The sequence below is a fragment of the Desulfocurvus thunnarius genome (assembly GCF_055390965.1).
Genome location: NZ_AP042411.1, coordinates 2,137,268 through 2,155,589, shown reverse-complemented (window position 1 = coordinate 2,155,589; position 18,322 = coordinate 2,137,268). Strand labels below are relative to the sequence as shown.

Genomic DNA, 18,322 nt, shown 5'->3' with positions numbered 1-18,322 from the left:
AGCGAAGGGTGTATGCACGGGGGGTCGAGGATTCTGCCGTGAAAGCCGCCCACAACGTCACCTTCTGGCGCTATGCCGACCTCACGGGCCTGGAGCTTGGACTCATCAGCAACAGCGCCCACGTCTTCCCGCGCCATTACCACGACTACTACGCCATCAGTTGCATGGAGCACGGGGCCAGCTACTGCCTGCGCAGGGGCGACGAGGCCACCTGCGTGCAGACGGGCGGGCTGGCGCTGATCAACCCCGGGCAGGTGCATACCGGCGGCTGGCCCGGGGGGCAGCCCATAACCTACCGCATGTTCTACGTCGATGCGGGCATCATGCGCGCCGCCGCGCAGGACCTGACCCAGCGGCCCGACGGCTGGCCGGAGTTCACGGCCCTGGTGGCCCGCGACCCCGTGGCCTGGGCCGGGCTCCAGCGGCTGGCGGCCGTGGCCCCGGCAGCGCGCGAGCCCCTGGCGCGCCAGTCGGCCCTGTGCACGGCCCTGGGCACGCTGCTGCTCGGCCATGCCCAGGTGCGCCCCGCGGCCGGCCCGGGCCGGGAGCCCAAGGCCGTGGCCATCGTGCGCGACGTGCTGGCGGCGGACCTGGCCGCCCCGGTGACCCTGGACGACCTGGCCCGCGCGGCCGGGCTGTCGCGCTATCACCTGCTGCGCGTGTTCAAGAAGGCCACGGGCCTGACGCCCCACGCATACCGCACGCAACTGCGCATCGAGCACGCCAAGGTGCTGCTGCGCGCGGGCCGGGCCCCGGCCGACGTGGCCCAGGACTGCGGCTTTGCCGACCAGGCCCATTTCGCCAACCGTTTCCGCCACTTCACGGGCGCCACGCCCGGGCAGTACGCCGCCGCCTGATCCCCCGCTGCAATTTCCTGCAATACGCCGCGCCCGGACGCGGGGTATTGGCCTGTGCTGCCGGAGGAACCGCACGTCATGAACACCACGCAATCCCGTTTCCAAGCCGCGCCCACCCTGCTGCCCACCCTGGCCATTCTGGGCGCCGTGGCCCTGTGGGGAGCCTCGTTCTCGGTCATGAAGGCCCTGGTGGCCGTGCTGCCGCCGGAGTCGGTCATGCTGGCCCGCCAGGCCGGAGCCTGCCTGGCCGTGGCCTGTTTCCTGCCCCGGCTGTCCCTGGCGGGCTACCGCAAGGGCGACTGGAAGTGGCTCGGGCTGTTCGTCTTCTTCATGCCCTGCGCCTATTTCCTGCTGGAATCCAACGCCCTGACCCTGACCACCTCGTCCCAGGCGGGGGTTATTTCGGCCTCGGTGCCGCTGCTGGTGGCCCTGGGGGCACGGATGGTCCTGGGCGAACCGCTGACGCGGCGGACCCTGGCCGGGCTGGCGCTGTCCATGGCCGGGGTCTGCTGGCTGACCCTGGCGGGCGCGCCGGACGCCCAGGCGCCCAACCCGCTGCTGGGCAACGTCCTGGAACTGCTGGCCATGCTCTGCGCCGCCGGGTCGATCATCGTGCTCAAGCGCCTGTCCAGCCGCTTCGGCTCCTGGACGCTGACGGCCATGCAGACCTTCGCGGGGCTGGTGTTCTTCCTGCCCGGACTGCCCGGGCTGGTGGGCGCGGCGTCGGAACTGTCCGCGGCGCAGGTGGGCGGGCTGGTCTTTCTGGGCGTGGGGGTCACGCTGGGGGCCTTCGGGCTGCACAACTACGGCATCAGCCGCCTGCCCGCCGCCCGGGGCGCGGCGCCCATCAACCTCGTGCCGGTGGTGGCGGTCGTCCTGGGCTGGGCGGCCCTGGGCGAGGCCCTGAACCCGGCGCAGATGCTGGCCGCCGTGACCGTGCTGGCCGGAGTGTTCCTCAGCCAGTGGCAGCCCCGGACGCGGCGCGGGGCCGATGCGGCCGCAGCCGCGCGGGCGGTCTCCTAGCTGGTCGCCCCAAAAACGCCGATCTGCTGCGTCAGCGGAAAAACCCGGGCCGTTTGTGTATGCCAAATACACGGCGAATTCCGGGTTTTCCCGCCTCTCGCGCCGCACCATTTTGAACGGCCTGCGGATATTGCAGCAGGCGGCTAGTCCTTGGGTGCGCAGCCCGGGGCGGCTTCCGCCTCGTCCCGGGGCAGGGTATCGTCGAGGATTTCCGGCACCGGCGAGGGGCTCCACGACATGGACAGCACGGCGGGCACGAGCAGGGTCACGCTGGTGCCCTGGCCCAGGGTGCTGGCGATACGCACATCGCCCCCGGCCTCGTCCATGAGCTTGCGGATCATGGCCAGCCCCAGGCCATAGCCCCCGGCCTTGGTGCTGCGGAAGGGCGAGAACACCTGGTCCAGTTCGCGCGGACTCATGCCGTGGCCCCGGTCGCGGACCTCCAGGGCCAGCATGTCGTCCTCGCGCCGGGCGTGCAGGGCGATTTCCCCACCGCCGGGCATGGCCTCCATGGCGTTCTTCATCAGGTTGACCAGGCACTGCTTGAGGCGGTCGGGGTCCATGGCCGCGCGGGGCAGCCCGGGCTCGACCTCGCAGGCGAAGCGGAAGCCCTGGCCCGCGTAGCCGATGCCCATGAGTTCCGCCGCCTCCCGCATCAGGGGCGCAATGTCGGCGTCGCTGTGCCCCGGGGCGGCCGGGCGGGCGAAGTTGAGCACGCTGGTGAGCATGGCGTCCAGGCGGCGCGTCTCGGCCAGGATGATCTCGACCTTTTCGCGGTCGGCGGCGTCGAGGTTGGGCGAACGGCCCAGGGCGGTGATGAACCCGCCGATGGCGCACAGGGGGTTCCTGATCTCGTGGGCGAGGTACATGGACATTTCGCCGACGACCGAAAGCTTCTCGGCCTGCTGGCGCTCGCGCTCCAGGCGCGTGCGCGTGGTGATGTCGCGGCGCATGACCATGATCCGCTCCAGGTCGCCGCGCTCATCGAAGATGGGGTAGGAATAGACCCGGAAATAGAGCAGCTCCCCGCCGGGGCTGACCCGGGTCATGCGCGCCTCGGCCTTGCGCTCGGTGCGCAGGGTGGCCTGCACGGGGCAGTCGGCGCAGGGCTCGGGGCAGAAGGGCACGCCCCGGGCCAGGGTCTGCACCTGCCGGCAGGGCTGGCCGAGCAGCTCTTCCTTGGGGCGACCCGTGCGCTGGTAGACGTGCGGGTTCATGTCCAGCACGCGGCCTTGCAGGTCGAGCAGCAGGATGTCCTCGCGAATCTGGGTGACCACGGCGTCGAGCAGGGCCCGGGAGTGGCCCAGGCGGGTGCGCGTGTGCGCCCCGGCGCGATGCATGTTGTGCAGCGCGCACAGGAACACGGCGGCCTGACGGTCGATGAGCGAGACCTGGGGCGGCAGCGCCGTGCGCAGGTCCGTCAGGCCCAGGCGCTCCTCGCGCAGGTCCACCAGCACGGTCAGGTCCGGATGGGCGGCGAGCAGCTCGCGCCAGGAGTCGTAGTGGGCCGTGCCGCGCCGGTCCAGCCCCCGCGCGGCGGCCTGCTCCGGGGTGCAGGCCACGCCCGCCAGCCGCATGGGCGGCAGGAACTCCTCGAGGTCGTGCTCCTCGGCCAGGGCGGCCAGGGCCGCGAAGCCCGGCCCGGTGCCCACGATACCCAAAACGCATTCGCGCAGCCCGTCTTCCCACAGGCAGGTCCGCTCGGCTTCGCCCTGGCTCATGCGTCCTCCTTCCCCGGGTTCCCCGGCCGCTCGGGCCGGGCCACGAAGTGCCCGGGGCCGATGTTCGCCTCCAGGGACACGGTGGCCGTGGCGGTTTCGGTTTCCACCTCTTCCACGGTCAGAAAGCCCACGGCCCGGCGCCCCGGGTCGAGAATGGTCATGCAGTCGCCGGGGCGCACGCCGTGGACCCGGCCCAGCCCGAAAACGACCTCCCAGCCGTGGGCCCGCCGGGCCAGACGGTAGATGGGCCCGACGCCCGAGGCCAGCAGGCGCTCCAGGTCCTGCCCGGCCTGACGGTAGACCAGCGCCCCGCCCGCAAGGGCCAGGGCCAGCGCCCCCAGCACCACCCAGACCGGCTGGAGCCCGAACAGCCGCAGCAGCAGGGACGGCTGGTCGGCCCGCAGGGCCGCGAGGTCGGGAAAGATGCGCACCGTATACGTCGGTGCCTCCGTGGCGGGCTGGTTGCCGAAGCGCACCGTCAGGCGGTGCTCCCCTGCCGGGGCGCCCGCCGAGGCGTGGATTTCGGCCCGCCACAGGCGCCCCTGCAATTCCACGAAGCGCACGTCCAGGTCCGGCGTGTCCAGTTCGGCATGGACGTAACGCTCCAGGAGCGCCGGGCCTTCGGCCAGGGCCCTTTCATGCAGGCTCACGGCCTGCCTGTCGGCCGGAACGATCAGGTCGCCGCTGGCCCGGGCGGCGCCGCCCGCGACCACGCGAAACAGGTCGCGGGCATCGCCGATGGCCAGCCAGCAGGCGTCGGCCACGGCCAGCAGCAGCAACAGGCAGGCGGCGATGGTGAACTTTTGCAGGCCGCGCCGCGCGGGGCCGGGGTCCGTGGGCGCGCTCATGGCGCCGCGGCTCCGGCCGCGGATTCGGGAGCGGCCTCGGGGTCCGGCTCGGGGCTGCGCAGGCGGCGCAGGGCCAGGCGCGCGGCGACGACGGTCACCAGCAGCATGGGCACGTAGAGCCGCAGGAACTCGGCGGCCATGCTCTCGGGCGCGGCGCTGCCGCGATACATGCAAAAGGTGAGTTCCGCCAGGATGAGGATGTCCATGACCACCACCACCAGCCTTTGGGCGGGACTCAGCCGGGTCTTCACGGTGCGGGGCTTCACGGGGCCTCCCGGGTTGAATGGGGGTCCGCGCCCGTCGGGAGGCGCGGACCCCCGGTGGGGTGACCGATGCGGCGGGGGGAAGCCGCCGCATCGGGGTGGCGGGCTTACTTGCCTCGCAGGCTCTGCTTGGAGACGTTCATCACCTTGATGGCCGCGCGCCGGTCGCCCGGAGCGCCCTGAGCCGCCAGGGTCGCGCGCTTCTCGCCGGGAATCTCGTAGGCGATGCGCAGAATGTCCCCGGGTTCGGGAGTGAGCCCGATTTTGGCGTTCTTCACGTCGTAGGTGGAGACGACCCCGGTGCTCACGCCGTGGGGATGCTCCTTGCTGAAGTTGATGTCGTATTCCTCGATGGTGATCGTCCGGGCCGCGGTGTCGTATTCCAGGCACTTGCCCTGGGCCACCTCGGCGGCCAGGGCCGCTCCGGCCCACAGGCCCAGCGCCAGGGCCAGGATCAACGTCGTCGCCATGCGTCTCATGTCGGCCTCCTTTGCGCGCCTACCCGAGGGAGCGCGCCTTCTTGTCGCGCAGCTCGCGCGCGGCGCCCGTGAACATGATCTTGATGATGTACAGGCAGATCGCGCCGATGGTGCCCAGGATCAGGGCGGCGGCGGACTGGCTGAAGCCGAACTGCTTGAGGATGATGGAAATCATGCAGCACAGCACGGCGATGCCGAAGGCCACGCGGATGCCGTACCCCTTGGAGTACTTGGTGGCCACGGTGCCGATCTGCGCGCCGATGGCCGCGCCGGTAAGCATCACGAACACGGCCACGATCTCGATGCGGCCCTTGAGGGTGTAGGTGAACGCCCCGTAGAGCCCGGAGATCATGACCTCGAACAGATCGGTGCCCACGGCCACATGGGTCGGGCAGCCGATGAGGTACACCAGGGCGGGCATGCGCAGCAGGCCGCCGCCGATGCCCAGGAAACCGGCCAGGACGCCCGTCAGCAGGCTGACCAGCATGGGCAGCCAGGCCGAGCAGGTAAAGCCGGAGGCCTTGAAGTGGACCATGGGCGGGATGTTGATGCGGTGCAGGGCCTTGTACCAGGTCACGCCCTCGGTGCCGTGCTCGCCGCCCAGGCCCTTCTTCTTGTTGGAAACGGCCTTGGCGTAGTCGTAGAAGACCATCCAGGCGATGAAGGCCAAAAAGCCCACGTAGACCCAGCGCACCACCGGCCCGACCTGACCCAGGCGCTCCAGCCACATGACGAGCTGGGCGCCGATCTCTATGCCGACCATGGTGCCCAGAAGCATGACGATGCCGAGTTTGTAGTCCACGTTGCCGAACTTGGAATGGCGCATGGTCGAAACCATGGACTTGCCCGCGATGTGGGCGATGTCCGTGCCGATGGCGAAGGCCATGGGGAACCCGAGGATGTTCAGCCCCGGGGTGACCATCCAGGCCCCGCCCATGCCGAAGAACCCGCCGATGACGCCCACGGAGAACCCGATGAGCACCAGCCCGGGCCAGAAGATATGCACGCCCGCGATGGGCATGTACATGTACAACCAACTGGAGTCGGCCATGATGTCCATGACGATCCCTCCCGGGCTAGTGTTCCACGATCTTGCGGGACCTGAGGTCAAGCCCCGTAAGGCTCATCAGCTTGTCCATGGTCACACCGAGGAAGCAGCCGTAGGCCGCCGTGAGCACCACGGTCCAGACCGCGAAAAGCACGATGTTCGTGTTGTAGAGGTTGGCGAAATACAGCAGGATCTCGTTGTTCAGAACCCGCGTATCGGCAACCACGACCAGATCGCTGGCCTTGCCCCCAGCCGCCCGGGCCAAGGGCGCCAGCAACGCGTCCAGGCCCAGCAAACCCGTAACCAGCAGTGCCACCTGCCTCTTCATTGTCGCCTCCCTGGCCGGGCGCCCGACCATCCGGGCCCGGCCTTGTTTCGTGCCCCCGCCGCGCGGGGAGCATCCGTGCGCCATCCGGCCCTTGCCCGATCCGCACGCCACCCCGAAAAGCAAGGCATGTGCCAATGGCGATTTCCCATGGCGGGGCACACCAATTGCATCATCGTTCTTGCGCAATCGGGGCTTTTGGATGATCGTCATGCGTGACCGGAGTGAGAACACGATGCAAAAAAACGATCGGACGCGACTCTACCAGGGCGGCTTTCCCTTCCTGTCCTACAGCACCGGCTCCAAAAAAGGCGCCGGGCGCAGCCTGCGCACGCGCCTGCTGCGGGTTCTGCTGCCTCTGGTGGTGCTCATCCTGCTCGTCTCGGGCTATGTCGGCTACCAAGTCTCCCGCCAGTACATAGACATCGCCCTGGACCGGAACGTACGCGTGCAGACCCGGGCCGTGGCCCACCACGTCTCCTCCTTCCTCGACCGATGCCGCAAGGACCTGCTCTACATCGCGCAAGATGCGGGCGACCCCGCAAAGTTGCGCAATTTCCTTGCGCGAAAGCTGGCCGTGGGGGATGCGGGCTACCGCGAATTGACCTACCTGTCCCCCGACGAAGGCGGCCACACCATGCTGCTGGTGGAAAACGGGGAAATCTTTCAGGTGCCGGAGGAGCGCTTCGCGAGGGTCGTGCCGTCGCCCTTTGCCGTGTTCGAGGAGGGCGCCGCCCTGGCCCCGGGCCGGGTGCTGCTGACCCAGACCCAGTACAGCGAATATCCCTGCCCCTCGCCGAGCAACGCAGGACACCGCGTGGCGGCCCACATCCTGCGGCTGGTCACCCCCGTGGACCCCGACGGCGACGGCCGCCCGGGCTATGTCGTCCTGGGTGTGGACGTACGCCGCGTACGCAACATCCTGTCGTTGTACAATTCGCCGCGCTCGCCGCTCTGGGCCTACCCGCGCAGCGACGAGGTGCGCTTCACCTACGTCTTCGACCCCGAGGGCTGGGTGCTCTTCCAGTCCGAGGATCCCGACCGCGAAGACCAGCCCCTGTCCACCTATCTGCCCCGGGCGGGCATGGAGGGCACCCTGGGCCGCCCCGGGCTGGACGTGGCCTTCCGCCCCGACACGGCCGACGCGGACTACTGGCGGGCCGTGGCCGCCGTGCGCGAGGACCAGGCCGGGCTGCTGCACGTAAGCAGCGGGGGAAGCGGCGGCGGCAAGGACTACGCCATGGCCTACGCGCCGGTGTACTTCACCCCCGAGGCCGACGGCCCGCGCCAGGTCTACTGGGGCCTGGTGTTCATGGACCGCAGCAAGCTGACCCTGACCGCGGGCTTCAAGCACCTCGACGCCCTGTTCGTCATCACCCTGGCCGCCATCGCCCTGATGTGGATCGGCATCTATTTCACGACGCGCATAGTGACCAAGCCCATCGTGCGCCTGTCGGAAATGGTCGGCGAATTCCGCTCCACGGGCCGCATGCGGCGCATCGACCTGCGCCCGGCGGGCCATGAGACCGCCCTGCTCACCGGAGCCATCAACGGCATGGTCGACATCATCTCGCAGCAGGCCGAGGAGTTGCGCCTGCGCGAACGCAGCCTGCGCGGCTACACCATGAAGGAACGCGCGGACTTCGACACCGAGCCCGCGCCCGAAGGCCCAGGGCTGGACATCATCCCCGAGATCGTGGGCAGCGGGCCCAAGATCGCCCGCTTCAAGTCGGACATCCTCAAGGCCGCCCAGACCGACGTGGACGTACTCGTCATCGGCGAAACGGGCACGGGCAAGCAGCTCGCCGCCGAAGCCGTGCACGCCCACAGCGCCCGGGCCGGCAAGCCGATCATCTCCATCAACTGCGGCGCCCTGGACGAGAACCTGCTGCTGGACACCCTGTTCGGCCATATCAAGGGCGCCTTCACCGACTCGCGCGCCGACCGCAAGGGCGCCTTCGTGGAGGCCCACGGCGGGACCCTGTTCCTGGACGAAATCCAGGCCGCCTCGCCCAAGGTCCAGCAGGCCCTGCTGCGGGCCATCGCCGAACGCAAGGTCAAGCCCCTGGGCAGCGACAAGGAGATAGAGGTCGACGTGCGGCTCATCGCCGCCACCAACGCGGACCTGCCCGCGCTCATCCGCGAGGGCCGCTTCCGCGAGGACCTCTACTTCCGCCTGAAGGTCATCACCGTCTACTCGCCGCCCCTGCGCGAACACGCCGAAAGCATCCCCGCGCTCACACGGCACTACCTGCGCCAGGTGGAGCAGATGGTCGGGCGCCGGGGCCTGGGCGTCTCGCGCGGGGCCATGGAGAAGCTGCGCGGTTACCACTGGCCGGGCAACATCCGCGAGTTGGTCAACGCCATCACCCGGGCCGCGGTCATGGCCGAATCCGACGTGATCCAGGCCACGGACATCCGCCTGGAGCAGGAAGCCGTGCCCGAAACCGAGGAAGCCGCCCTGGCCGTCGCCGAGGAGGCCGTGTTCGTGCTCGGCCCGCTGGACGAGCAGTCCCCCGCCCCCGCCCGCTCCGGCCCGGAGGAGCCCGCGCCCGAGGCGCCGCCCGCGCCCAGGGGCCCGGCCCGCGCCCCCGCGCGCGAGGCCGCCAGCCGCCTGAACGAGCGCCAGCGCAAGGCCTACCCCGAGATCCTGCGCCGGGGCGAGATATCCCGCCAGGCCTACCAGGACCTCGTGGGCGGCGGCCTGCCCGCGCGCACGGCCATCTACGACCTCCAGGACATGGTCAAGAAGGGGTTGCTGGTGAAGACCGGACGCGGCCCGGCCACCCGCTACCTCGTGGACGGCTGAGGCGACCGCCGTGCTGCGCATGCTCGACCGGTTCCGCAGGCGCAGGGGGGCCCTGGCCGCGTCCGGCCCGCCCGTGGCGCTTGGGGAACGCTACGAGGGTTTCAAGGAGTTGCTGGAGTCCAACTCCGAACTGCTGACCCTGCTGACCGAGGTGGACGCCATGCTCGCGGGCGAGACCGTGTTCGGCATGGCCTGGGTCCGCTCCCGGGCCTCGCGCATCGCCTTCCACGGCGGGCGGGTGGTCCACGGGCTGAACCGGCTTTCCGGCGGGCGCTACGCGGCCCTGGCCGAGGTCATGGACGGCTTGAAGGAGCGCATCCGCACCGTGGCCGAAACCCGGCGCACCGAGGCCTGCCCGCATCTGATCCTGCCCTACGGCGCCGTCACCCGGCATATGGTGGACTGGGTGGGCGGCAAAAACGCGCACCTGGGCGAACTCACCGGCCTGCCCGGCCTGCGCGTGCCGCCCGGCTTCGCCGTGACCACGGCGGGCTACGAGCTTTTCCTGGCCGAAGCCGGGTTGGAGGCGGTGGTCCGCCGCGCGGCCATGGACCTGGACCCCGACGACCCGGACAGCACCCGCCGCGTGAGCGAAGCCGTTCAGCACGCCTTCTTGCGCGCGGCCCTGCCCCCGGCCCTGGAGCGGGCCATTCTGGACGCCTGCGCGGCCCTGCCCGGCGACGGCCCCCTGGCCCTGCGCTCCAGCGCCATCGGCGAGGACGGCGAGCTGTCCTACGCCGGGCAGTACCTCACGGCCCTGAACGTGCCCCGGGCGGACGTGCTGGAAACCTACAAACGCGTGCTGGCCAGCCTGTTCACGCCCCGGGCCATCGCCTACCGCCTGCACCAGGGCGTGAACGCCGCCGACCTGGCCATGAGCGTCGGCGTGCTGGGCATGATCGATGCCCGGGCCAGCGGCGTGGCCTACTCGCGCCACCCCACGGACCCGGCCCGCGATGCGGTGCTGGTCAACGCCGTGTGGGGGCTGGGGGTCTTCGCGGTGGACGGCGTGGTCCCGCCGGACGAATACCTGCTGGCGCGCGACGCCGGGCACGCGCTGCTGGCCGCGCGCCCCGGGGCCAAGGCCGTGCGCCTGGCGCCCGGGCCCCAGGGGCGGCTGGACGAACTGGCCGTGGCCCCGGAGCTGGTCCACGCGCCGTGCCTGGATGCGGCCCAGGCCCGCGAGATCGCCGCGGCGACCCTGGCCCTGGAAGCCCATTTCGGCACGCCGCAGGACGTGGAATGGGCCCAGGATCGGGACGGACGCCTGTTCATCCTCCAGGCCCGGCCGCTGCGGGCGGCGCATGCCCAGGCTCCGGTGCCGCCTCCGGCTCCGCCGGGCGCCGAGGTGCTGCTCGCGGGCGGAGCCACGGCCTGCCCGGGGCTGGGCTCCGGCCCGGTGTACCACGTCCTCGGCGTGGACGATGTGGCGGGATTCCCCCAGGGTGCGGTGCTGGTCGCGCGGCATTCCTCGCCCAAATACGTCGCCGCCCTGGCCCGGGCCGGGGCCGTTGTGGCCGAGGCCGGCAGCGTCACCGGGCATATGGCCGCCCTGGCCCGCGAGTTCCGCGTACCCGCCGTGTTCGGCCTGCCGGGCGCCCTGGCGGCCCTGGCTCCGGGCCGGGTGGTCACCGTGGACGCCACCGGGGGCCGGGTCCATGCGGGGGCCGCGCCCGAAGGCGGGCCCGGAGCGGCCCAGAGCCCGCCGCGTCCACGCCGGAGCCTGGCCGGAACCCCGGTCCACGCGGCCCTGGCCCGACTGGCGGAACTGAGCGTGCCCCTGCACCTGACGGACCCCGGCGCGCCGGATTTCGGCCCGGCGGGCTGCCGCACGGTGCACGACGTGACACGCTACGCCCATGAACGCTGCTACGAAGAAATGTTTCGCCTGGGGGAGCTGACCATGGAGCACTCCGGGGCCACGCGGCGGCTGGACGCGCCCCTGCCCCTGGACCTGTACGTCATCGACCTGGGCGGCGGGCTGCACGACGTGGCCCCGGGCCAGACCAGCGTGCGCCCGGAACAGATCGCCTCGGCGCCCTTTGCCGCCCTGCTGGAGGGCATGGGGCATCCGGCTCTTTCGGACCGCGCGCCGCGCCCGGTGAACCTCGGGGGATTGCTCTCGGTCATGTCGCGCCAGATGCTGGAGCCCCCCGCCGAGCCGGGCGGGCGCTTCGGCGGGCGCAGCTACGCCCTGGTATCCGACGCCTACCTGAACTTCAGCTCCCGCGTGGGCTACCACTACAGCGTGCTCGACGCCTGGTGCGGCCCGCGCGTGGACGAAAACTACGTGAACTTCGGCTTCAAGGGCGGCGCCGCCGACGACCTGCGCCGCCAGCGGCGTACCCGGGCCATCGCCCTGATCCTGGAACGCCTGGGCTTCCGCGTGGAGCGCGTGGCCGACCGCGTCCAGGCCCGTTTCCGCAAATACGGCCACGAGGCCGTGCGCCAACGCCTGGAGCAGCTCGGGCGCCTGCTGATCTACACCCGCCAGATGGACATGCTCATGGTGGACGAGACCATGGTCGAACGCGCCGCGCAGGCCTTCCTCGACGGCAGCTACGACCTGGGCGCGCCTTCCCGGTGAGCCCCCGGGCGGGCCCCCGGGCGGGCCCCCGCGCGAACCCGGCGCGGGGCCCGGCGGGGCAACCCCGCAGCCCGGCCCGCCCTGTCTACTGCGGCGGCTGGAGCCTGCGCCATTCCTGGGCCCAGGTGACCTTCTGCACGATCTCCTTGATGGTGCAGGGCTTGAGCAGATAGTCGTAGGCCCCCAGGTTGATCATCTCCACGGCGTCGTCCACCGAGGCATGCCCGGTGACCACGATCACCGCCGGGCCCAGGCCGCGCCTGCGCATCTCGCGCATGGTGCCGTGGGCGCTCAGGCCGGGCATGAGCATGTCCAGCAAAACCACGTCGTACCCGGCACGGCCCAGTTCCTCCAGGGCCTCGTCGCCGCTGGCCACGCACACGGCGGTGATGGCCTCCTGGCGGTTGAGCAGTTCGGTCATATTGGTGCGGAAGGCCTCGTCGTCGTCCACGACGAGCACGCGGATGCTGTCGGTCATGACTCACCTCGCTCGGTCTGCCGGGCCGCGGCCCGGCGGTTGGCGCCCACAGGCAGGCGCACGGTGAACACCGCCCCGCCCCCCGGGGCGTTGGCCGCACCCAGGGTGCCGCCCAGGCGGTCCACGATGCCCAGGCACACGGACAACCCCAGGCCCGTGCCCTGGCCGGGGGGCTTGGTGGTGAAGAAGGGGTTGAAGATACGCGTCAGGTTCTGCTCGGGAATGCCCGGGCCGTCGTCGCGGACCTCGATCTCCACCCAGCCCGGGGCTCCGGGGCGGGCGGCCAGTTCCACCCGACCCCCGGCCTGCACGGCCTGCACCGCGTTGACCAGCAGGTTCAGCACCACCTGCTTGAGCTGCGGCGGGTCGGTGAGCATCTCGTCCATGGCCGGGGTGTAGCGGCGCACGATGCGCACCCCGCGCCGCTGGGCCTCGCGCTCGGCCAGCAGGGCCATGTCCTCGCAGAGCTGGGCCAGGGCCACGGGCTGGCACACCGGGGCCGCCTTGCGCACCAGTTGCAGCATGCCGTGGGTGATGTCCCCGCAGCGGCGGACCTGGGTCTCGATGGAATCCAGGCGCCGGGCCAGGCCCTCGCGCACGGGCCCCGGCCCAAGGGTTTCCACGTCGGCGCGCAGCAGCTCGGCCTCCTGGCCGATGACCGCCAGGGGCGTGTTGATCTCGTGGGCGATGCCCGAGGACAGTTCGCCCAGCACGGCCAGCTTCTGGGACTGGGCGAGCTGCTCGCTCAGGCTGCCGCGCTCCACCGTGGCCGCGCGGATGTGTCGGCACAGGGAGTGGACCGTGGCCGCCGCCAACAGGGCCGTGGCCCCGGCGGCGGCCAGCCCCGCCGCCCCGGGCAGCCGCGCGGCGGCCAGCGCCCCCAGCAGCACGGCCAGGGGCAGCCCCCCCTGGGCCAGCAGATACGTGGCGCGGCACAGCCCGCACCGCGCTCCGGCGGCGGGGCTCACGCCCCGGCCTCCCCTTCGGCCCGGCGCCTGCGGGCGTGGTCCCAGGCCTTGCGGATACGCTCCAGCAGGTCGTCGATGCGGAAGGGCTTCATCACGTAGTCGTAGGCGCCCAGACTCATGCCGCGCAGGCCGGATTCCGCCGAGCCGTGGCCCGTGAGCATGATGACCTCGATCAGCGGGTGACGGCGCTTGATCTCACGCAGCACCTCCAGCCCGTCCATGCCGGGCATTTTCACGTCCAGCACCACCACGTCCACGGGCCGGGCCTGCAAAAGCGCCAGGGCCTCGCGCCCGCCCGGAGCCGAAACCACGTCCAGGTTGCGCTTGCCGAAACGCTTGACGAACAACTGGATGAAATCGGGTTCGTCGTCCACGACCAGCACCTTGATGGGGTCCATGCTCAGGCCTCCTCGGCGACGCGGGCGGCGTGCCCCGCGCCGTGCCCCTCCAGGGGCAGGGTGATGGTGAACACCGCGCCGCCCCGGGGGCCGTTGGACGCCACGAGTTGGCCCCCGAGCTTGCGGATGATGCTGTAGGCGATGGACAGGCCCAGGCCCGTGCCCTCGCCGGGAGCCTTGGTGGTGAAGAAGGGATCGAAGATGCGCGAGAGATAGGCCTCGGGAATGCCCGGGCCGGTGTCGCTCACGCGCAGCCAGACGCCCTGGCCGTTCTCGGTGCGGCCCGTGGCCACGGCCACGGTGCCGTTGCGGCCCACGGCGTCGATGGCGTTCTCCAGGATGTTCAGCAGCACCTGTTGCACCTGGGCGGTGTCGGTGCTGATGCGCGGCAGGTCGGGGGCGTAGTCGCGGCGCAGGGCGATGTCGCGGTGCATGGCCTCGCTGCGCAGGAACGAAAGCGTCTGCTCGGCCACGTGGTTCATGTCCACGTCCTCCTCCACCGGCTCCATGCGCCGGGCGAAGCCGAGCATGCGGTGGGTCACGGCCCGGGCGCGCTCCACGTGGTCCTCGATCTTGTGCACGGCGGATTCGATCTCGGTGAAGTTCTCGATGGTTTCGGGGTTCTCCTCGGTGAGCAGGTCCTTGATCCAGCCCGCGCTCTCCATGATGAGCGTCAGGGGATTGTTGATCTCGTGGGCCACCCCGGCGGCCAGCTTGCCCAGGGCGGCCATCTTGGCCGACTGCATGAGCCCGGCGTCCAGGGCGGCGCGCTCGCGGTCGGCGGCCTCCAGCTTGGCGACCATGGAGCGCGAGGTCAGCACCGTGCCGGTGACGATCATCAGCGCCACCACGCCCATGGCCAGGGCACCGATGGAGCGCGTGCGGAAAAGCGGCGACATGGCCTCGTCGGGATCCTCGGTGACCACGAGCATCCAGCGCGTGCGCGTGAGCCACGACTGGCCGGTGATGAGCCGCTGGCCGCGCAGGGTGGTCTCCTCCACGCGCTCGCCGTGGAACAGGCTCACCGCCGGCAGGCCCGACTCCTGGAGCACGTTGCCGCCGAAGCGCGTGGGCGTCTGGAGCAGGCTCGCCTCGTTGACCAGGAAGGCGTCGCCCGTGCGCCCGGTGCGCAGGCTCTGCACCAGGGAGTTGAAGACCTCGGAGTCGATGGTGGCGCGCAGCAGCCAGGCCTCGTCGCCCTGGCCGCAGCGCACGGCGATGATGAAGTGCGGGAAGTTGCGGAAACCCAGGAACACGTCGCTCAGATACTGGCCCTTGAGCATGGCCTCGGCGAACCACTGCTCGGCGCTGTAGTTGACTCCGGCGAGCTTGTAGGGCCCGACGTAGGCCACGTGGCGGCCCTGGGCGTCGATGACGCCGAGGTCGATGTAGGAGCGCGAGTTGGCCTGGATGACCCCGAACATGGCGGCCAGGGCCCCGGGGGCGGCCAGTTCGGCGAAGCTGTGGGTCTGGCCCAGGGTGCGCAACTGGGCCACGCGCTCGTCCAAAAAGATGTCCAGCGACCGGCGCTTGTTGGCCACGGTGGAGGCCATGGAGGTCATGACCTTTTCGGTGTAGGCCGTGCTGAACTGGCCGTGGATGACATAGCCCATGGCCAGCAGGGGGATGAGGGAAAAGGCCAGGGTCGTGGCCGTGATCTGCCAGCGCAGCCGCCTGTATTCCTGCATCGCCATGGTTGCCCCCACCGCTTGTTTCAACCGTTGCGCATCGGTCCCACCACCGGCGGACAAGCAAGACACGGGCCAGGAAACCGCTTGCGCGATCCGTTCATCCCGCCGGATTTGCTGGAAAGTTAAAGAGCAAGATCACGCAAAACGCAAAGCCGACTCCTGACGGGACTCCGCCGCCAGAGCCGCCAGCCCGTCGCGCACGGCGCGCTCGCGCCGCGCGGCCTCGGCCGGATCGGCCATAATCATGTCCAGTTGTCTGGTGTGTATCACGAGGTAGCCCAAAACGGCCAGCAGTTCCAGGATGCGCCCGGCCTCCAGGCCCTCGGCCCGCGCGGCCACGGCGTCGCCCGTCACGTCCACGCGCATGCCGCGCTCCTCCAGCAGCCCGGCGATGAACCGGGCGCGCAGCTCGCGGCGGGTGCGGTCGGCGGCGCCACCGTTGAAGCGCAGGCTGGCGTAGTTGGCCGCCGGGTCCTGCCCGGCCTCGGCCTCGACGATGCTGAAATGGAACCCGAAGCGCGAGTGCAGGTTGCAGAACGTCTGTGAAATCATGAAGTAGTTGCGGTCGCTGAAGCGCGAGCGGGCCGCGGCCTCCAGGTCCGGATTGGCCGTGGCCTCGGCCAGCACGGAGAAAAAGCCCCGGGCGTTCACGGGCGGAGGCCCGGCCCAGGGCGCCACGGTCATACCGCGCCACAGGGCCAGCATGGGCGCGCAGGCGATGTCGGCCAGGGCCACGGTGGGCCCGGGAGCGGTGCCCGGGGCCAGTCCGCCGCCGAGGTCCACCACCCAGTACTGCATGGGCACCTGGCAGACCAGGCGCCGGGCCGCGCTTGCGGGCAAGGGCGGGGCGTTGCCGGGCTCGAACATCTCGGCCACGGCCTTCTCATGGCAGAAGCGGGTCATGTCGTGCAGGGTGGCGCAGGCCTCGGGGCGGAAATCCCCGCCCGCCGGGTCGAGCAGGCGCAGGGGCACCACCAGCGCCGCAGCCTGGGTCAGGGCGCGGTGTACGGGCGAGCCCTCGATGGGGCTGCGGCGCGGAGCGGCCTCGCGGGCCGGGGCTGCGCGCCGTCCGCCCAGGATCAGGGCGGCGTCGGCGTCCACGGTGACGACGTTTTCCCCGGGCCCGCCGGACCACGCGCCCAGGGCGGCCACGGCCCCGGCGCAGGCGAACAGCGCCGGAACCCCGAACTCCCGGGCCACGGTGGCCAGATGGCCGGTGACGCCGCCGCGCTCGCAGACCAGGGCCGCAGCCCGCGACAGCAACGGCGCCCACTCCGGCAGGGCCAGGGGCGCCAGGAGCACCCCGCCCTCGGGGAAGCCCAGGGCGTCCGCCGGCCTGCGCACCAGGCACACGGGCCCGCAGCCCGCGCCGGGGCTGGCCGTGACCCCGCCGCGATACAGCACGGGCAGGCCGCCCGTGGCGTCGGCGGCGTCGCCCGCCCCGGTCGGCACCGCGCCGGAGCCGACGGCAGGGGCCTCCGGCCCGGCAAGCTGCCCCAGGGGCCGGGCCTGAAGCAGGGTGAACCGTCCGTCGGGCTCCAGGGCCCATTCGATGTCCTGCGGGCCGCCGTCGCAATGGGCCTCCACGGCCAGGGCCAAGCGCGCCAGGGCCAGCACGGCCTCGGGCTCCAGAGCCGGGCGCCCGGCGGTGGCCGCGTCCAGGGCCCGGCGCTCCAGGCCCTCCCCGGCGCCGGGCATGTAGGCCGTCTCCTGGGCCACGTGCTCGGCGCGCAGCAGTTCCGGCCCTTCGGGCCCACGGCCCACGAGCCAGGTGTCCGCCGCGTCGGAGCCGTCCACCACGGCCTTGGGCAGGCCGTGCACGGCGCTGACGGTCAGGGTCCGGTCACCCGCGTCCAGGGGGTTGGCCGTATAGATCACCCCGCCGCACAGGCTGCGGACCATGGGCAACACGGCCACGGCCATGGGCACGTCCTCGTCGCGCAGGCCCCGGCCCAGGCGGTAGGCCATGGCCGTGGCCCCGTAGAGCGAGGCGACCACGTCGCGGTACACGTCGGCCAGGGACTCGGGATGCACGTTGAGCTCCGAGCGGTACTGCCCGGCAAAGGAGGTCTGGGCGGCGTCCTCGCCCACGGCGCTGGAGCGCACGGCCAGACGCAGCCCCGGGCCGCAGGCGGCCTTAAGCCCGGCCGCGGCCGCGGCCAGGGCCTCTTCCAGGGCGGCGGGCAACGGGGCGGCGACGATGCACTGCTGCAACGCGGCGGACAGGGAGTACAGCCCATCCAGCCCGGCCCCGGCGCGGGCCTGGGCCAGCCGCGCCAACTCCCGGCGCAGCCCCTGGTGGGCCATGAAGGCCTCGAACCCGGCCACCGTGACCACGAAGCCTCCGGGCACACGCACCCCGGGCAGGGTGCCCAGTTCGCCGAGCATGGCGGCCTTGCCCCCGGCGCGCGGGGCATCGGCGGCGCGCAGGGCCGCCAGGGGCTGCACCAGCGGCCCCGAAACGGGCGGGCGCGGCGGATCGAGCAGGGCCTCCAGGCGTCCGGCGATGGCCGCGTGGCGCGGGAAAAGCGCTTCGTATTTCCCGGGCGCCAGGGCGCACAGGGCCTGGGCCATGCGCAGCACGTCGGCGCTGACGGCGGTGCAACTGGCGCGCACGAAATCCATGCCGAAGGGCCGGGGGGCCACAAGGGCCTCCTCCATGGCGCCCATGGTGCCCAGGGCCCGGTTGTTGGCGGCCAGCAGGACGCGGAAGTTCAGGCAGCGCTCGCGGTGGGCCTGGAGCAGGGCCGCCTCACGCGCCGGGTCGGGCGCGTCGCGCAGCAGCCCGGCCAGGGCGCGCAGCAGACGACGCAGCGGGCCCATGGCC

15 protein-coding genes are annotated in these 18,322 nt (G+C 71.6%); 4 read left to right on the top strand and 11 right to left on the bottom strand.

Translation table 11 applies throughout. The features are described 5' to 3' along the window. Nucleotides 1-38 precede the first annotated feature (38 nt). Nucleotides 39-857: an AraC family transcriptional regulator gene (locus ACZ5KV_RS09405; protein ID WP_464239047.1), complete on the top strand. Its 819-nt coding sequence runs from the start codon at nucleotides 39-41 to the stop codon at nucleotides 855-857. 78 nt (nucleotides 858-935) lie between these two features. Further along, complete coding sequence (locus ACZ5KV_RS09400; RefSeq protein WP_464239046.1) at nucleotides 936-1,880, top strand: DMT family transporter; 945 nt, start codon at nucleotides 936-938, stop codon at nucleotides 1,878-1,880. A gap of 143 nt (nucleotides 1,881-2,023) precedes the next feature. Here the strand turns inward: ACZ5KV_RS09400 and ACZ5KV_RS09395 are convergent, their stop codons facing one another. The 6 genes from ACZ5KV_RS09395 to ACZ5KV_RS09370 all read right to left on the bottom strand — a co-directional run bounded on the left by ACZ5KV_RS09395 (nucleotide 2,024) and on the right by ACZ5KV_RS09370 (nucleotide 6,567). Next, a complete protein-coding gene (locus ACZ5KV_RS09395; protein WP_464239045.1) occupies nucleotides 2,024-3,601 on the bottom strand; it encodes a two-component system sensor histidine kinase NtrB in 1,578 nt (525 codons plus the stop codon). Then, nucleotides 3,598-4,449: a hypothetical protein gene (locus ACZ5KV_RS09390; protein ID WP_464239044.1), complete on the bottom strand. Its 852-nt coding sequence runs from the start codon at nucleotides 4,447-4,449 to the stop codon at nucleotides 3,598-3,600. The genes ACZ5KV_RS09395 and ACZ5KV_RS09390 overlap by 4 nt, the downstream gene beginning before the upstream one ends. Then, the gene (locus tag ACZ5KV_RS09385; RefSeq protein WP_464239043.1) at nucleotides 4,446-4,715 is read right to left on the bottom strand and encodes a hypothetical protein; all 270 of its coding nucleotides are present in this window, start codon (nucleotides 4,713-4,715) and stop codon (nucleotides 4,446-4,448) included. The genes ACZ5KV_RS09390 and ACZ5KV_RS09385 overlap by 4 nt, the downstream gene beginning before the upstream one ends. Before the next feature lie 104 nt (nucleotides 4,716-4,819). Next, nucleotides 4,820-5,191, bottom strand: a complete 372-nt coding sequence (locus ACZ5KV_RS09380; RefSeq protein WP_464239042.1) for a hypothetical protein — start codon at nucleotides 5,189-5,191, stop codon at nucleotides 4,820-4,822. Nucleotides 5,192-5,210: 19 nt separating this feature from the next. Next, a complete protein-coding gene (locus ACZ5KV_RS09375; protein ID WP_464239041.1) occupies nucleotides 5,211-6,251 on the bottom strand; it encodes a sulfite exporter TauE/SafE family protein in 1,041 nt (346 codons plus the stop codon). A 16-nt stretch (nucleotides 6,252-6,267) separates the two neighbouring features. After that, on the bottom strand, nucleotides 6,268-6,567 hold the full coding sequence (locus ACZ5KV_RS09370; protein WP_464239040.1) for a DVU0150 family protein: 300 nt from the start codon (nucleotides 6,565-6,567) through the stop codon (nucleotides 6,268-6,270). Nucleotides 6,568-6,799: 232 nt separating this feature from the next. On the opposite strand from ACZ5KV_RS09370, the gene ACZ5KV_RS09365 reads away from it, so the two are divergent. Next, nucleotides 6,800-9,373, top strand: a complete 2,574-nt coding sequence (locus tag ACZ5KV_RS09365; protein ID WP_464239039.1) for a sigma 54-interacting transcriptional regulator — start codon at nucleotides 6,800-6,802, stop codon at nucleotides 9,371-9,373. Nucleotides 9,374-9,392: 19 nt separating this feature from the next. Next, the gene (locus ACZ5KV_RS09360; RefSeq protein ID WP_464241828.1) at nucleotides 9,393-11,960 is read left to right on the top strand and encodes a PEP/pyruvate-binding domain-containing protein; all 2,568 of its coding nucleotides are present in this window, start codon (nucleotides 9,393-9,395) and stop codon (nucleotides 11,958-11,960) included. A gap of 85 nt (nucleotides 11,961-12,045) precedes the next feature. On the opposite strand, the gene ACZ5KV_RS09355 is transcribed toward ACZ5KV_RS09360, so the two are convergent. The 5 genes from ACZ5KV_RS09355 to ACZ5KV_RS09335 all read right to left on the bottom strand — a co-directional run bounded on the left by ACZ5KV_RS09355 (nucleotide 12,046) and on the right by ACZ5KV_RS09335 (nucleotide 18,318). Beyond that, the gene (locus ACZ5KV_RS09355; RefSeq protein ID WP_464239038.1) at nucleotides 12,046-12,438 is read right to left on the bottom strand and encodes a response regulator; all 393 of its coding nucleotides are present in this window, start codon (nucleotides 12,436-12,438) and stop codon (nucleotides 12,046-12,048) included. Beyond that, entirely contained in the window at nucleotides 12,435-13,406 is a 972-nt protein-coding gene (locus ACZ5KV_RS09350; RefSeq protein ID WP_464239037.1) for a sensor histidine kinase, read from the bottom strand. The genes ACZ5KV_RS09355 and ACZ5KV_RS09350 overlap by 4 nt, the downstream gene beginning before the upstream one ends. Continuing rightward, nucleotides 13,403-13,804: a response regulator gene (locus tag ACZ5KV_RS09345; protein WP_464239036.1), complete on the bottom strand. Its 402-nt coding sequence runs from the start codon at nucleotides 13,802-13,804 to the stop codon at nucleotides 13,403-13,405. Before ACZ5KV_RS09345 ends, ACZ5KV_RS09350 begins: the two co-directional genes overlap by 4 nt. Before the next feature lie 2 nt (nucleotides 13,805-13,806). Next, entirely contained in the window at nucleotides 13,807-15,498 is a 1,692-nt protein-coding gene (locus ACZ5KV_RS09340; protein WP_464239035.1) for a sensor histidine kinase, read from the bottom strand. Between the two features lie 132 nt (nucleotides 15,499-15,630). After that, on the bottom strand, nucleotides 15,631-18,318 hold the full coding sequence (locus tag ACZ5KV_RS09335; protein ID WP_464239034.1) for a PEP/pyruvate-binding domain-containing protein: 2,688 nt from the start codon (nucleotides 18,316-18,318) through the stop codon (nucleotides 15,631-15,633). Nucleotides 18,319-18,322: the final 4 nt, after the last annotated feature.